This is a genomic window from Colwellia sp. MB3u-45 (genome assembly GCF_014077005.1).
Classification (GTDB): domain Bacteria; phylum Pseudomonadota; class Gammaproteobacteria; order Enterobacterales; family Alteromonadaceae; genus Cognaticolwellia.
In genome coordinates, this window is the sequence record NZ_JACGVC010000050.1 from 89599 (window position 1) to 105908 (window position 16310).

General features: G+C 38.1%; 15 protein-coding genes. 11 read left to right on the top strand and 4 right to left on the bottom strand.

Annotated elements, in window-relative coordinates:
* The first annotated feature begins 208 nt into the window (after window positions 1-208).
* From H4J41_RS13920 to infA, 3 genes are all read left to right on the top strand, one after another.
* Window positions 209-1318 carry a lipopolysaccharide assembly protein LapB gene (locus tag H4J41_RS13920; RefSeq protein ID WP_182136788.1) on the top strand — a complete coding sequence of 370 codons (1110 nt, stop codon included), beginning with the start codon at window positions 209-211 and terminating at the stop codon, window positions 1316-1318.
* A 593-nt stretch (window positions 1319-1911) separates the two neighbouring features.
* Complete coding sequence (locus tag H4J41_RS13925; RefSeq protein WP_182136789.1) at window positions 1912-2613, top strand: arginyltransferase; 702 nt, start codon at window positions 1912-1914, stop codon at window positions 2611-2613.
* A gap of 84 nt (window positions 2614-2697) precedes the next feature.
* On the top strand, window positions 2698-2916 hold the full coding sequence (gene infA, locus H4J41_RS13930; protein ID WP_011043571.1) for a translation initiation factor IF-1: 219 nt from the start codon (window positions 2698-2700) through the stop codon (window positions 2914-2916).
* A 302-nt stretch (window positions 2917-3218) separates the two neighbouring features.
* Here infA and clpA read toward each other — a convergent pair whose 3' ends face one another.
* The gene (clpA, locus tag H4J41_RS13935) at window positions 3219-5471 is read right to left on the bottom strand and encodes an ATP-dependent Clp protease ATP-binding subunit ClpA (protein ID WP_182136790.1); all 2253 of its coding nucleotides are present in this window, start codon (window positions 5469-5471) and stop codon (window positions 3219-3221) included.
* Window positions 5472-5499: 28 nt separating this feature from the next.
* The gene (clpS, locus tag H4J41_RS13940; protein ID WP_182136791.1) at window positions 5500-5820 is read right to left on the bottom strand and encodes an ATP-dependent Clp protease adapter ClpS; all 321 of its coding nucleotides are present in this window, start codon (window positions 5818-5820) and stop codon (window positions 5500-5502) included.
* Between the two features lie 235 nt (window positions 5821-6055).
* On the opposite strand from clpS, the gene cspD reads away from it, so the two are divergent.
* On the top strand, window positions 6056-6277 hold the full coding sequence (gene cspD, locus H4J41_RS13945; RefSeq protein WP_182136792.1) for a cold shock domain-containing protein CspD: 222 nt from the start codon (window positions 6056-6058) through the stop codon (window positions 6275-6277).
* Between the two features lie 157 nt (window positions 6278-6434).
* On the opposite strand, the gene icd is transcribed toward cspD, so the two are convergent.
* A complete protein-coding gene (gene icd, locus H4J41_RS13950) occupies window positions 6435-7685 on the bottom strand; it encodes an NADP-dependent isocitrate dehydrogenase (RefSeq protein ID WP_182136793.1) in 1251 nt (416 codons plus the stop codon).
* Between the two features lie 268 nt (window positions 7686-7953).
* Window positions 7954-10185, bottom strand: coding sequence for an NADP-dependent isocitrate dehydrogenase (locus H4J41_RS13955; RefSeq protein ID WP_182136794.1), 2232 nt, complete (start codon window positions 10183-10185; stop codon window positions 7954-7956).
* 201 nt (window positions 10186-10386) lie between these two features.
* Between H4J41_RS13955 and H4J41_RS13960 the strand changes: the two genes are divergently transcribed.
* From H4J41_RS13960 to H4J41_RS13990, 7 genes are all read left to right on the top strand, one after another.
* The gene (locus H4J41_RS13960) at window positions 10387-10977 is read left to right on the top strand and encodes a pseudouridine synthase (RefSeq protein WP_182136894.1); all 591 of its coding nucleotides are present in this window, start codon (window positions 10387-10389) and stop codon (window positions 10975-10977) included.
* Window positions 10970-11464, top strand: coding sequence for an NUDIX hydrolase (locus H4J41_RS13965; protein ID WP_182136795.1), 495 nt, complete (start codon window positions 10970-10972; stop codon window positions 11462-11464). The genes H4J41_RS13960 and H4J41_RS13965 overlap by 8 nt, the downstream gene beginning before the upstream one ends.
* A 64-nt stretch (window positions 11465-11528) precedes the next feature.
* Window positions 11529-12674 (top strand): tRNA 2-thiouridine(34) synthase MnmA, encoded by a 1146-nt coding sequence (mnmA, locus tag H4J41_RS13970; RefSeq protein ID WP_182136796.1) that lies wholly within the window; start codon window positions 11529-11531, stop codon window positions 12672-12674.
* Window positions 12675-12686: 12 nt separating this feature from the next.
* Window positions 12687-13310 carry a high frequency lysogenization protein HflD gene (gene hflD, locus H4J41_RS13975; RefSeq protein WP_182136797.1) on the top strand — a complete coding sequence of 208 codons (624 nt, stop codon included), beginning with the start codon at window positions 12687-12689 and terminating at the stop codon, window positions 13308-13310.
* 21 nt (window positions 13311-13331) lie between these two features.
* Window positions 13332-14702, top strand: coding sequence for an adenylosuccinate lyase (gene purB / locus H4J41_RS13980; RefSeq protein WP_182136798.1), 1371 nt, complete (start codon window positions 13332-13334; stop codon window positions 14700-14702).
* 113 nt (window positions 14703-14815) lie between these two features.
* A complete protein-coding gene (locus tag H4J41_RS13985; protein WP_182136799.1) occupies window positions 14816-15970 on the top strand; it encodes a cupin domain-containing protein in 1155 nt (384 codons plus the stop codon).
* A gap of 59 nt (window positions 15971-16029) precedes the next feature.
* Complete coding sequence (locus H4J41_RS13990) at window positions 16030-16224, top strand: hypothetical protein (RefSeq protein ID WP_182136800.1); 195 nt, start codon at window positions 16030-16032, stop codon at window positions 16222-16224.
* The last annotated feature ends 86 nt before the right edge of the window (window positions 16225-16310 follow it).

The window sequence follows — 16310 nt, forward strand, 5'->3', positions numbered from 1 at the left end:
CGCACAAAGCCGTGGTGTATTTTAACCAGCAAAAGTGAGCAATAATTTAATGAAATTGGTATAAATACTAGCCAAGGGCATACTGTTCAAATAATGCGCTAGCTTATATAAGTATAAGTATTAATAGCGGCTTAAATTTGATATAAAGTTTATAATAAATAAAAATAAAAAATTCATCTGGCACAACTCATTAATTAAGGACAAATAATTGAGAAAAAATCTTTATTGGTTATATTTAATCTTAGTTGTGTTTCACTCAAATTTTGCCTTCTCTTTAGACACGGCTGACATTGAGCAAAAGCTTAGCCGACAAAGTACGGTTAATCCAAAAGCAGTATTCTACAAAATTGAAGCTTTATTAGCAGATCCAGATATCCATATTGCTTTAAAAGCAAAACTGATGGTCATGCAATCTGATATTGCTTACGTTATTGACCAAACTGAAAGTATTCTTAAATACTCAAAGTCGGCTTTAGCAACCGGCTTGTTAATTGAGCCTTGGCACACTAGAGTGCTGATTAGCCAATCAAGAGGATATTATCAGCGCGGGCAATTTAAAGAATTTTTTGCCACTGCAAATATGGCCGTTATCAAAGCAGAACAATCAAATTTATCAAATTATAAGGTGGCCGCCTTAGTAGAAAGAGCTTTTGCCTATCACTTATTAGACGATAATGAAGAAGCAAATAAAGATTTAAACCTAGCGTTAAAATATCTAGAATTACTGCCTAGCGTCTTTGATAAAGCAATAATACTTCAGCGATTTAGCGCCGTAAGTAAAGGCCTGGGTAATATAGAAATAGCTAAAAAATACCAAGGTCAAGCCAATGATATTTATAAAAAAAATAATGCCGCTCATTATTTATCTGTTGGTTATTATAATCTGAGCCGAATATATCAAGAAACTCAAGCTTGGGACGAAGCAGGTAAGTTAATGCTGAAGTCTTATCGTTGGGCCTTAAAAGACAACAATAAGCTCAATCAAGCATTTTCATTATCTTGGCTATCAGAGTATCAAAGTAACTTAGAAAATCACTCACAAGCAAAAAAATATTTAAATAAAGCTATTATTGCTGCTGATGCAAGTACTTCAGAGCGGGTAAAAATACATGTTCGTAAAAATATGGCCCGTATCTTATGTCAAAACAAAGAATTTCAAGCGTGTAAAACCTTGCTACTGGAAACCATTTTATTTGCAAAGTCTTATGAAATGCACCGTGATCAAGTGGAATTAATGCGAATATTGGCAGAAACATACTATCAACTGGGCGCGTTCGAGAAAGCCTATTTAATCTTAAAAGAAGCTAATTTAATCTAACTAAAATCTGTTTTAAACTAGATAAAAAATCACCCTTCCTGCTATTTACAATGGCTAATATTAAATGTTTTTCAAGACAACTACCCTTATTTATTATTGTTACTGTGGTTTAAATCCACAACAAGTATTGGGCAACCTGAAAATCACATTGTTGACCAGCACTAGCTGCTTACCTCTTTTATGCTGTCACAGTACCCTATAATAAACCTATCAATTACTAACCGTTAAAAGTTCTACCGAGTAAGCTTTTTTTTGTGCCTGACATATATTGCTCTTGGTCGATAATATAGTCCTATATCGCTCTATCAGTTTACATCGACGTAAAAAACTTACTCATGCCACCTTTTCGCACCAGGATGTCAGTGATTATAAATGTAGTGAACCATTACCGAGGTGGTGATGAACGGCCATTTAGTGATCAATAACTCGCCTTGAATTGAACGAGTTATTCTCGTTGAATCGTGGTCAATTATTTAATCCATTAGGTCTTATATTTCACCATCACTCGGTGGCAAAATTGCTATAATGATTAAGTCACATTGCTTTGCAATGATTATATTTCATCTAAAAATTCAGTTACGGGTAGAGTATTAATGAGTTTAAATTATAAACTGGGTATTACAAAGTCGTTTCCTTGTAATTACCTACCTGAACAGGAAGAGCGACTATTAATCGCTGTTGATGACGTCCTACATGATCGTGAACATTATGGTTGGCTAATGCAGCAAGGTTTTAGGCGCAGTGGTAATGATATTTATCGTCCCCATTGTATTGCCTGCCAAGCATGCCAATCACTACGTGTGCCAGTTCAAGACTTTAAGCCCTCAAGAAGCCAAAAACGCTTATTAAAAAGTAATCAGCTATTCAAGGTGATGTTAAGTAAAAAAGTTAAAGAAAACTACTACCCACTGTATGAACAATACATTAATACTATTCATCACGATGGCAGTATGTTTCCAGCATCAGACGAACAATTTCAAAGTTTTACTCATAACAATATTACTGAGCCATATTATATTGAAATTTGGCATGACCAAGTATTGATCAGTGTTGCCGTAACCGATGACATTCCTAATGGCTTATCAGCGGTTTATACCTTTTATCACCCAAGCTATAGAAAGCAGGGGCTTGGTGTTTTTTCAATTTTAAAACAAATTGAAATTGCAGCTGAACTTAAACGAGAGTTTCTCTACCTTGGTTACCAAATAGAGCAATGCAGTAAAATGAATTACAAAAATCGTTACCATCCCCACCAAATATTGGTCGAAAATCAATGGCAAACCGTAAATAAATAACACTATAGCTTTACATTAGCGCTGCAATTCGGCATTATCTGCGCAGCTTTTTGTTTACGCACTAATTTAGAGGTTCGGCGCCCAATGGCGAAAGAAGAAAATATTGAAATGCAAGGTACTGTTTTAGATACTTTGCCAAATACTATGTTCCGTGTTGAATTGGAAAATGGTCATGTTGTTACTGCTCATATTTCTGGGAAAATGCGTAAAAATTACATTCGTATTTTAACTGGCGATAAAGTCACTGTTGAATTAACACCATATGACTTATCTAAAGGTCGTATTATCTTCCGTGCTAGATAGAAATTAATTATTTCAGTTTTAGAAGTGCTTTAGTAATATGTAGTAAAGCAAACTTTTATGACTAAGATTTAATTAACGCCAATTAAGTAATGACAAAAAACCGAGCTTGCTCGGTTTTTTTATGTCTGAAAATAACCCTCAGCTTTTTTGTTCTGCACAACAACTAATACCCGCTAAATGATCCAAGTGAGCCATTATAAGTAAGCCTAAAGTACCGACATCCCTGTCGGTACTGATGTGTTCACATTGACGTTAAAGAACGCTGATACACTAAACAAATTTAAGGGCTTAAGCATCAAAGCTTAGTGTTCAACTAATTCTTTTTTTGATTCATAGTTAATCACCAACTTGTCTTTCTTCACCGCGACTTTAGCTACGCCACCTTGTGTTAGCTCACCAAAAAGCAATTCGTTAGCTAATGGTTTTTTCAACTGCTCTTGAATCAATCGAGCCATAGGTCGTGCACCCATTGTTTTGTCATAACCTTTAATGGCCATCCACTTCTTAGCATCTTTAGTGACCTCTAACGAAACACCCTTTTCATCAAGTTGAACCTGCAGTTCGACAATAAATTTATCAACAACTTGCTGGATAACTTCATCACCTAAGTGATTAAACCATACAATATTATCTAAGCGATTACGAAACTCAGGCGAAAATACTTTGTTTATTTCGTCCATAGCATCAAGACTATTATCTTGTTGTTTAAAGCCAATAGATTGTTTCACAGTGTGTGCTACGCCCGCATTAGTTGTTAACACTAAGATAATATTTCTAAAATCGGCTTTACGGCCATTATTATCCGTTAAGGTACCATGGTCCATAACTTGTAATAGTATGTTGTAAACATCTTCATGTGCTTTTTCTATTTCATCTAACAACACAACGGCATGGGGATTTTTAATCACTGCATCGGTTAATAAGCCACCTTGTTCATAACCAACGTAACCTGGAGGAGCTCCAATTAAACGACTTACCGCATGTTTTTCCATATATTCAGACATGTCATATCGCAGTAGTTCTACGCCCAGCACTTTAGCTAATTGTTGAGTAACTTCTGTTTTACCAACCCCTGTTGGACCAGCGAAGATAAATGAACCAATAGGCTTACGTTCATTGCCTAAACCTGCTCGCGACAAGCGAATAACAGAGGTCAATTCGTCAATAGCATGATCTTGTCCAAAAACAACCAATTTTAAATTACGGTCGAGTGTTTTTAAACTATCAATCTCTGATGACGACACTGATTTTTCAGGAATACGTGCCATTTTGGCGATAATATTTTCAATGTCGTTATTATCGATCACTTTTTTACGTTTATCTGCAGCAACCAGTTGTTGACGCGCTCCGGCTTCATCAATAACGTCAATGGCTTTATCGGGTAAAAATCGATCATTGATATATTTGGCAGAAAGCTGTGCCGCTGCCCTTAAGGCGCTATTCGTGTAACGAACACCATGATGCGCTTCGTATTTATCTTTCAAACCGTGCAAGATTTTTGTGGTGTCGTCCACACTGGGTTCAACAACATCTATTTTTTGAAAACGACGCGCTAATGCACGATCTTTTTCAAAAATACTTTGATACTCTTGATACGTGGTAGAACCCATACAACGTAACTTGCCTGATGAAAGTAAAGGCTTGATCAAGTTTGACGCATCTAACATGCCACCAGACGCAGCACCCGCTCCTATAATGGTGTGAATCTCATCAATAAACAGAATGGCGTTGCCGTCTTGTTCTAACTCTTTTAATAGGGCTTTAAAGCGTTTTTCAAAATCACCACGGTATTTAGTACCCGCTAATAATGCGCCCATATCAAGAGAGTAAATAGTTGCATCAGCTAAAAACTCTGGCGCTTTGTCAGAAACCAATAAATTAGCTAAACCTTCAGCTATCGCTGTTTTACCAACACCTGCTTCACCAACAAATAAAGGGTTGTTTTTGCGGCGGCGACTTAGTACCTGTAATGTCCGCTCTAATTCGTTATCGCGGCCTATTAGTGGGTCTATGTTACCTTTTAAGGCTTCTTCATTAAGATTAGTAGCAAAGTTATCAATCGTGCGTGGCTCTTCTTCACCTGCCGGCGCTTGCTCTTCGTTATGACTATTTTCTTGTTCAACTTTAGCAATACCGTGAGAAATAAAGTTAACAATATCTAAGCGACTAATATCAGATTTCTTTAAAAAATAAGCCGCTTGCGATTCTTGTTCACTAAATATTGCAACGAGTACATTCGCACCATTAACTTCACTTTTACCCGATGACTGAACATGAAAAACGGCCCGTTGTAATACGCGCTGAAAACCTAGCGTGGGTTGAGTTTCTCTTTCTTCCTCACCGGAAGGAATAACCGGGGTCGTATCGGCGATGAAGGCTAACAATTCTTTTTTTAAGTTTGCCATATCAGCGCCACAGGCTTTTAAAGCCTCAATGGATGATGGATTATCTAACAACGCCAACAATAAATGCTCAACCGTCATAAATTCATGGCGAGACTCTTTAGCCTGACGAAAAGCCATATTTAACGATACTTCTAAATCTTTATTCAGCATAGGTTACTCCAATTTAAATCTTGCGTTTTTACACTTTTTCCATAGTACATTTAAGCGGATGTTCATTGCTTGTTGCGTAACTCAACACCTGATCAACTTTTGTTTCTGCTACTTCAGCAGTAAAGATGCCACAACGCCCTTTCCCTTTATAATGAATCGCTAACATAATCTCTGTCGCTTGCTCCGAGTTCATGTTAAAAAATTTACACAACACATCAATGACAAAGTCCATTGGAGTATAGTCGTCATTTAATAACACTACTGTATACATTGGGGGTTTCTGAAATTTTTCAACAACCTCATCATCAAGAACGTTTTGATCGTCTATTAACTCTTTCCATTTACTCATAATTCTATATTAGTCTGTCAGTTAAATTTTTGCTTTAAGATTTGAGAAAAATAATAACTAAAAACATCAAAAATCATAATATAACACTTGACTATTTTTATTTATTATCTACGATTTACTTTGGTGACTGTTTTTTAGTCTCCAAAAGTTAATACTAATACTTTAAAGAGTACTTTAAAGAATGCTTTAGATAAAGCATACCTAATTACCGATGATTTTAGAAGGATGTTGAAGTATGGCTCACGGTACAGTTAAGTGGTTTAATAATGCAAAAGGGTTTGGTTTTATTCGTCCAGAGGATGGTGGTGAAGATATTTTTGCCCATTATTCAACGATTCAAATGGAAGGATACCGCACATTAAAAGCGGGACAGGATGTAAACTACGAATTAAACGGGGGGCCAAAAGGTGACCACGCGGCAAGCATTACGCCATCAGAAATAGAATCAGACGACTAAGTTAAGTTAAGTTAAATTTACTTTGTGGCTTAAAGTAAAAAACACAGCAACTTGGCTGTGTTTTTTTATGGTTAGCGATTATCAACAATAAAATATTTTGACTCTACCTATAACCTATTTCCAGTTTATATATGTGTTCGATTTACCTGTGATCAATTTACATGTGATCAATAATACAATCACCAAATTCAGAACAAGTCACCAATGTCGCATCATCCATTAAACGCTCAAAGTCATAAGTTACTGTCTTAGCGTTAATCGCACCAGACATCCCTTTTAACAATAAGTTAGCGGCTTCTGTCCAACCCATATGTCGTAACATCATTTCTGCAGATAAAATAACTGACCCAGGGTTAACCTTATTAAGTCCAGCATATTTTGGTGCTGTACCGTGTGTTGCTTCAAAGATAGCGACTTCATCATTTAAATTAGCGCCTGGTGCTATACCAATGCCACCCACTTGTGCCGCTAAGGCATCTGACAAATAATCACCATTTAAATTTAAGGTAGCAATAACGCTATATTCTGCTGGACGTAATAATATTTGCTGTAACATCGCATCAGCAATAACATCTTTAATGATGATTTCTTTACCTGTTTTAGGATTGATAAGGCTACACCAGGGACCACCATTTAATAGATCAGCGCCAAACTCTTCTCGGGCTAATTCATAACCCCATTCTTTAAAAGCCCCTTCAGTAAACTTCATGATATTACCTTTATGTACCAAAGTAACCGACTCTCTGTCGTGATCAATAGCGTATTGAATAGCTTTTCTTACTAATCTTTGTGTACCTTCTTTAGAAACTGGCTTGATACCGATACCACAATTTTCTTCGAAACGAATTTTTGTAACACCCATTTCTTCAGTTAAAAATTTGATCATTTTTTTAGCCTGATCACTGCCCGCTTGATATTCGATACCCGCGTAAATATCTTCAGAATTTTCTCTGAAAATCACCATGTCAACTTCACTAGGTTTTTTAACTGGGCTTGGTACGCCAGTAAACCATTGAACCGGGCGCTGGCACACATACAAATCTAGTATTTGTCTCAAGGCAACATTCAATGAACGCATACCACCGCCAACTGGTGTGGTTAGTGGGCCTTTAATTCCAACTTTGTATTCTTTGAACATGGCTAAAGTTTCATCGGGCAACCAAGTTTCTGAGTCATAAATTTGTGTTGCCTTTTCTCCAGCATACACTTCCATCCAATGAATTTTCCTATCTCCGCCATAAGCTTTATTCACGGCAGCATCAACCACTTTCATCATAGGGGGTGTTACATCGACACCTATGCCATCACCTTCAATAAATGGAATGATGGGATTGTTAGGTACTTTTAACAAACCTTGCTCTGAAGTAATTTTAGCACCTTCACTAGGAATATTTACATGGTTCGACATATGAGCTCTCCAAAATTTACTGATAAAATAGCCGTTTGCTAATTTCTTAATCTTAAAATAATAGAAAAAGAGCAATGACACTAATACTGAAATCGTGATAATGAAAATCATCAAGATGAATAATTAAAACGCTTGTATAAATAAAATGCAAACTTTTATCACAAATAAAGCCATCACTTGCAATAAAACTTTCACTGTACGGGTTAAAATTTTGGCAAAAAAAAACTAGGCAAGCGCCTAGTTTTCAAAATTTATTGATAAATTACGCTTAGAGTAAATTCGATAAAATTGTATTCAATGTCGCACTTGGACGCATGGCTTTTTCGGCTAATTCTCTGTCAGCAAAGTAATAACCATTAATATTCATACTAGGTCCTTGAGCAGCATTAAGCTCTGCAACAATTTTTGCTTCTTGTTTAGTCAGTGCTTGAGCAACAGCAACAAAACTTGATTTCAAGCTTTCATCGCTTGTTTGTTCTGCTAGTGCTTGTGCCCAATACATCGCTAAGTAGAAATGAGAACCACGGTTATCCAATTCTTTAACACGACGTGATGGTGATTTGTTTTCTTGCAAAAATTTAGCCGTTGCTATATCTAAAGTATCCGCTAACACTTTTGCTTTAGTATTGCCCGTTTTGATGCTTAAGTGCTCTAAAGAAGCCGCTAACGCTAAAAACTCACCTAATGAGTCCCAACGTAAGTGATTTTCTTTTTCAAACTGTTGCACGTGTTTAGGGGCTGAACCGCCGGCGCCTGTTTCGAATAAACCACCACCATTCATTAATGGCACAATAGAGAGCATTTTTGCACTCGTGCCAAGCTCTAAAATAGGAAATAAATCCGTTAAATAATCACGTAATACGTTACCGGTAACTGAGATCGTGTCTTCACCTTTAGCGACGCGCGCTAAAGTGTAGTCACAAGCTTTAACCGGTTCCATAATCTGAATGTCTAAGCCAGTAGTGTCATGATCGGCAAGGTAGGTGTTAACTTTTTTGATCATTTGTGCATCATGACCACGGTTTTCATCTAACCAGAAGATAGCTGGAACATTTGTTGCTCTGGCACGAGTTACCGCTAATTTCACCCAATCTTGAATCGGCGCGTCTTTAGCTTGACACATTCTCCAGATATCACCTTCGCTCACTGCATGTTCTAGTAGCGTTGTGCCATTGTCGTCAACAACACGCATAGTACCTTCACCGGACATGGTAAATGTTTTGTCGTGTGAGCCATATTCTTCGGCTTTCTGCGCCATTAAGCCAACATTAGGTACTGAACCCATGGTTGTTGGGTTGAAGGCGCCATTTTCACGACAAAAATCTACAACAGAAGAAAATACACCAGCGTAGTTACGATCTGGGATCATAAATTTGGTTTCTTTTAACGTACCATCTGGCGCCCACATCATACCTGATGAACGCAGTGCTGCCGGCATAGAGGCATCAATAATAACATCGCTTGGTACGTGTAAATTGGTAGTACCTTTGTCTGAATCAACCATAGCTAATTCAGGACGAGTGGCATATACCGCAGCAATATCCGCTTCAATTTCAGCTTTCTTTTCTGCTGATAAACGGCCAATTTTCGCATACACATCGCCAATACCATTATTGGCATCAACACCTAATTGATTAAAAGTAGCACCGTGCTTGGCAAAAACATCTTTGTAAAACACTTTAACGGCATGACCAAACATAATCGGGTCAGACACTTTCATCATAGTGGCTTTCAAATGTAGAGAAAGTAAAACACCTTCAGACTTTGCTTTGTCAGTTTCAGTAGCAAAAAAGTCAACCAGTGCCTTTTTGCTCATCAGTGAGGCATCAATGACTTCTTTATCTAATAACGCTAAATGCTCCTTTAATAAGGTTACGTCACCATTAGCACTGACAAATTCAATTTTAACATTGGTTGCGCCATCAATGGTTACTGATTTCTCACTACCGTAAAAATCGCCTGATTGCATATGTGCTACGTGTGATTTAGTCGTTGGTGACCAAGCGCCCATTGAGTGCGGATTAGTCCGCGCATATTGCTTAACTGAGCTAGGGGCACGACGGTCTGAGTTACCTTCTCGTAGTACAGGGTTTACCGCTGAACCTAGCACTTTAGCGTAAGTGAATTTAATCGACTCTTCAGCTTCATTTTGCGGCTCTTCAGGATAATTAGGTAAATTATAACCTTTGGCTTGCAATTCTTTAATCGCTGCTTGCAATTGAGGGATAGACGCAGAAATGTTCGGTAACTTAATAATATTAGCTTCTGGTGTTTTGGCTAATTCGCCTAACTCAGCTAAGGCATCGTCCATACGCTGCTCAGCAGTTAAGTATTTAGGAAAGTTAGCTATAATACGACCGGCAAATGAAATATCACGAGTTTCAACATCTATAGCAGAAGACGCAGCAAATGCTTTCACGATAGGTAAAAAAGAATGCGTAGCTAAAGCTGGTGCTTCATCGGTAATAGTATAAATAATTTTTGATGTATCTGTGGTCATTTAAAAATCCTTTGATGATTTGCCATTTATCGATAAAATGAATGGTCATTTGAAATTGAATGGCTCTTCATTTTATCGATAAAAGATATATTTTTCGCGCGAATAGTATCGGAATTCAGAGCGCATTAAAATAGATGAATTATTACTAGTCTATATTTCACAAGGTGAAAATTAGTGACAATAAAACAAAATCAAACAGTTATGAGAAAACACAAGCGAAAAACCACAAAGGTACGACCAGTTGACTTTAAGTCAGAAATCGTGCTTTTTAATAAACCTTTTGATGTATTGTGCCAATTTACGGATGATCAAAATCGAAAAACACTCAAAGACTTCATTGACGTTAAAGATGTTTACGCGGCCGGTCGTCTCGATCGAGACAGTGAAGGACTACTTTTATTAACCAATGATGGAAAGCTTCAGCATAAACTCGCTAATCCAAGCCAAAAAACAGATAAAACCTATTGGGCGCAAGTTGAAGGTGTACCAACAGAAACCGATATTTTGGCACTTCGCCAAGGCGTTGAATTAAAAGATGGCCTAACAAAGCCCGCTATAATCGAGATAATAGCCCAGCCTAACATTTGGCCGCGTGTTCCGGCCATTAGAGAACGCGCAGCGATCCCAACGACCTGGTTAGAGATAACCATACAAGAAGGAAAAAACCGTCAAGTAAGAAGAATGACGGCTCACATCGGTTTTCCAACCCTGAGGTTAATTCGCTATCGTATCGGTGAATGGACCTTAGATGGCATTAATAATGGTCAATATAAGAGAGTCAATCATGGATAGTCTAGTATCAAACACACCCGTAGCAAGCCCGCACGGCAGCGAACAATTCAAACCTAACACCACGGTTGCCGTGGTAGTTGCCTGCCAAGATAAATTTCTCTTGGTTGAAGAAATAGAGCAGGGTAAAACAGTTTATAATCAACCTGCTGGGCATTTAGAAGCCGATGAAAGCTTAATAACTGCCGCCATGCGAGAGTTACAAGAGGAAACAGGATTAAGCCATTCGCCTGATCACCTTTGCGGAATTTACTATTATTATCGGCAATCGTTAAACCTGTATTATTTACGCTTTTGTTTTGTTATTGAGCTTGAATCGCTAGTATCATGCCAACCACAAGATGAAGAAATTATAGCCTGCCATTGGTTTACTTTAGCAGAAATTAAAGCAAAATCAGCACAATTACGCAGCCCTTTAGTCCTAGAATGTATTGAAGATTACCTTAGCGGTAAAAAAATCCCCTTAAGTCACTTAAAATCTAATCTTTAATCTTTCATCACGCTAAATGACCATGCTATAATTCCGCGCCATTTTCTATTGAAATCTAGTTGTCATGACCTCAAACGAACATGTAAATGTAAACTCAATAACGCCAAACGAAAAGTTACCGCAAGATACTAAAGTAATAGTGGGTATGTCGGGTGGTGTTGATTCATCGGTTTCTGCTTATTTATTAAAAGAACAGGGCTATCAAGTCGAAGGCTTGTTCATGAAAAATTGGGAAGAAGATGACGACGATGAGTATTGCGCCGCGGCAGAAGATTTAGCGGATGCGCAAAGTGTTTGTCAGAAACTAGGTATTAAGCTTCATACTATCAATTTTGCGACTGAATACTGGGACAATGTTTTCGAGTATTTTTTAGCTGAATATAAAGCGGGTAGAACACCCAACCCTGATATTATGTGTAATAAAGAAATTAAATTTAAAGCTTTTCTTGAGTTTGCTTGTGAAGACCTAGGCGCTGATTACATCGCTACCGGTCATTATGTACAACGTAAATTTAACGACGGTAAATGGCAGATGCACCGTGGTTTAGACAGTAATAAAGATCAAAGTTATTTTCTCTACACCTTGAGTCATCAGCAAGTAGGTAGAACACTTTTTCCGGTTGGTCATATTGAAAAACCACAAGTAAGAGCTATCGCTGAACAAGCAGACTTAATCACCCATAACAAAAAAGACAGTACCGGCATTTGTTTTATTGGTGAACGAAAATTTAAAGACTTTCTGGGCAAATATTTACCGGCGCAACCCGGTGTAATAGAAACACCAGAAGGAGAAGCTATTGGTGAGCATGATGGTTTAATGTATCACACCCTAGGTCAACGCAAGGGCTTACGTATTGGCGGTCTAGCCAATGCGGGTGACGCGCCATGGTATGTTGTTGACAAAGATCTTAATCGTAATGTATTGGTTGTTGGACAAGGACATGATCACCCTCGCCTATTTTCTAAAGGCTTAGTAGCAAATCAATTACATTTAGTTGAGCGAGTTGAATTAACTACGCCAATAAGTTGTACGGTAAAAACCCGTTACCGACAAGAAGACGTCGCTTGTAATCTTTCACCTATGGCCAATGGTGAATATTTAGTGATGTTTACTGAGCCGCAAAGTTCAGTAACACCCGGTCAATCTGTGGTGTTTTATCAAGATGATATTTGCCTAGGTGGCGCTATTATCAACTCCCTTATTCGTTAATATAAGGCATACATGAATAATTTAGAAAAACAAACTATTACCATGGCAGCAGTCTGCCAAGCCTCAGTTTTAGTGCAGAAAATAGCGCGTACTGGCACAGTAGAAGAAGCTGAACTCGCTATCATGCTCAACAGTATTATGGTGACTTCACCCGAAAGCATTTTGGAGGTTTATAGTAACGATGTTGCCCATTTAACATCGGGATTAAAAGCCTTAATTGAGCAGTTAGGTAATCAAACCAGCAAAAAAGATCCAGAGCTAACCCGCTATGTGGTCAGCTTATTAGGTTTAGAGCGACGTTTAGCCAATAAAAAAAATCAATTATCGCTACTGGGTGAACGTATTGAACAAAGCCAACGTCAGCTCGCACATTACGAGATTACCAGTGACACGCTCATTGCTAGTTTAGCCAGTATTTATAGCGACTTACTCAGCCCAATAGGCACGCCTATTCAAGTGGCGGGTGAACCAAGTTTGCTCAAGCAACAAAGTAATCAGCATAAGATCCGCGCCTTACTTCTCGCGGGTGTTCGCTCAAGCGTGTTATGGCGTCAAGTGGGCGGCAAGCGTAGAAATATATTATTTGGGCGCACAAAACTGGTGGCGTGTGCACAACAATTACTTAAAGAACTTTAAAATTAACTTCAGGAAATTACTATGGAACTTTCAGCATTAAGTGCAATATCACCGGTTGACGGGCGTTATGGCAGTAAAGTTAAATCATTGCGCCCTATTTTCAGCGAATTTGGCTTAATTAAATACCGTGTTACGGTCGAAGTACGTTGGTTACAAAAGTTAGCAGCGACCGCTGAAATTATTGAAGTTGCGCCTTTTTCTGCTCAAGCTAATACGCTATTAGATGCCATTATTACTGAGTTTTCTGAAGCCGATGCCCAAAGTATTAAAGACATTGAAGCCACTACCAACCATGATGTAAAAGCGGTTGAGTATTTCCTTAAGGAAAAAATTAGTGGTAATGCTGAATTACATGCAATAACAGAGTTTATCCATTTTGCTTGTACTTCAGAAGACATTAACAACCTTTCACATGGCTTAATGTTAACAGATTGTCGCGAACAAGTATTAATGCCCATGATTGACGATATTCTTGGTGATATAAAAGCATTAGCGGTTGAATATAAAAATATTCCCATGATGTGTCGTACCCACGGTCAACCCGCATCTCCTAGTACACTAGGTAAAGAAATGGCCAATGTTTACATGCGTTTAAAACGTCAACGTGAGCAGATTTCACAAGTTGAAATGCTAGGGAAGATTAACGGTGCTGTCGGTAACTATAATGCCCATTTATCGGCTTACCCTGAAGTTGACTGGCACAAGTTTGCTAATGAATTTGTTAACTCATTAGGTTTAAGCTTTAATGCATACACCACGCAAATTGAACCGCATGATTATATAGCAGAGTTATTTGATGCGATTGCCCGTTTTAACACCATTTTAATTGATTTTGACCGCGATGTTTGGGGCTATATTGCCATTGGTCACTTTAAACAAAAAACTATTGCCGGTGAAATTGGCTCTTCAACCATGCCACATAAAGTTAACCCGATTGATTTTGAAAATTCAGAAGGTAACTTAGGTATTGCCAACGCTTTATTTACCCATTTAGCCCAGAAGTTACCAATATCTCGCTGGCAACGTGACCTTACCGACTCTACCGTTTTACGTAACTTAGGTGTTGGTTTTGCCCATACCTTAATTGCTTATCAAGCAACACGTAAAGGTATCAGCAAACTACAAGTGAATGAAGCGAACTTATTAGCTGAACTCAACTCAAATTGGGAAGTGCTTGCCGAGCCAATTCAAACCGTTATGCGTCGTTACGGCATCGAAAAGCCTTACGAAAAACTAAAAGAGTTAACCCGTGGCAAACGTGTTGACGGTGATTCTATGCGTGCGTTCATCATGACGTTAGAACTACCAGAAGCGGCAAAAGCACAACTGTGTGAAATGACACCTGCTTCTTACATTGGCCGCGCAGTAACATTTGTTGACGAACTCAACTAGTTACACCTAGCACTTAGTTTTGCTGATATAAAAAAAGGGATCCAATAGGCTCCCTTTTTGTTATTCAGTTTTTAAAAATCAGCCATTAATAGCAATGCAAATAAGGTTTCACTATGAATGTAGACTCGTTAAATTGGGGTGATTTAACTCCAGAAATATTTCTTGCACAATATTGGCAGAAAAAACCATTATTGATCAAACAAGCTTTTGCTAATTTTAAAGACCCAATAAGTGCAGACGAACTGGCGGGATTGGCCATGGAAGCTGAAATACAATCGCGTATCGTCAGCACTAACAGTAAAGACGACTGGCAAGTTGACCATGGCCCTTTTGAAGATTTTTCTCAATATGGTGAGTCTAATTGGACACTATTAGTACAAGCAGTAAACAACTGGTCGCGGCCGACACATAATCTACTTGCGCCCTTTGCTTTTATTCCAAGCTGGCGTATAGATGACGTTATGGTCAGTTTTTCAACCCCTAATGGCGGTGTTGGTGCGCATTTAGATCAATATGACGTTTTTATTATTCAAGGCAGTGGCAAAAGGCGCTGGCAAGTCGGTGCACCCGATAGTAGCTTAGAAAGCTTACTACCTCATGCTGATCTTAAACAAGTTTCAAGCTTTGAAGCGATTATTGATGAAATAACAGAAGCCGGCGACTTGCTTTATATTCCACCAAACCACCCACACAAAGGTCTATCAATAGAGAATTCAGTTAATTTTTCTATTGGTTTTCAAGCACCATCAAGCCAAGAATTATGGTCAAGCTTTGCTGATAAACTCATTGATAACAATCTTGGTGAACAAAGGTTTAGTGATCCTGCAAGAGCCTTATGCCAATCGAACTTTACTATTACACCCGATGACAAAAAGCAATTAAAAGCCTTTATGCTACAACAGCTTGAGCAAGAAGAATTTTATGAACAATTTATTGGCCAATACCTAACACAGGGTCATCATGCCCTAGAAATTTTAGTGCCTGTCAATGACATAGATAAAGATAAACTGCTCGATATACTATCAGAGCCAGATATTTCATTTATGCCAGTATCAGGATTAAAGGCCGCAATAATAAATGATGTGCAGCCAACACTTTTTCTCAACGGAGAAAGTTTTCCATTAGAAAAACAAACCCTGGCACTAGCGCAGCAGTTAGCACAACAAAAGCCTTTAAGCACAAGTAAAATGAAAACGCTCAACACTTGTTTGAAAAACACTCAGCTGTTACTCGATGTTTTAAATAAAGGTTATTGGTATATAGAATAAAGCCCAAGTTATCAACGGAAAGTAGAGTTCAGTAACCGCTAACGGTTACTGAACTTAAAATGTCAGCTATTACAATTGCTGTAAGTACTGATATTATCTCTCTCATTGGCGCCACTATACTAGTCAACGGATCTTTTTCCCCTTACCTACCCTCACTTAACGCACAAGCGTTAACGCAAACTCATACCTTAAAAACTCATACCTTAAGAAATCAAGTAGGTGAGCAAACAAGTTTTACCTCACAAGACGGCTAAAAAATACAATTAAATACCAACAGCCTTATTAAGCAATTGAATATAACCCAAAATAGCGTTGACTTACCCTAGTTCGAGGCGAAGCT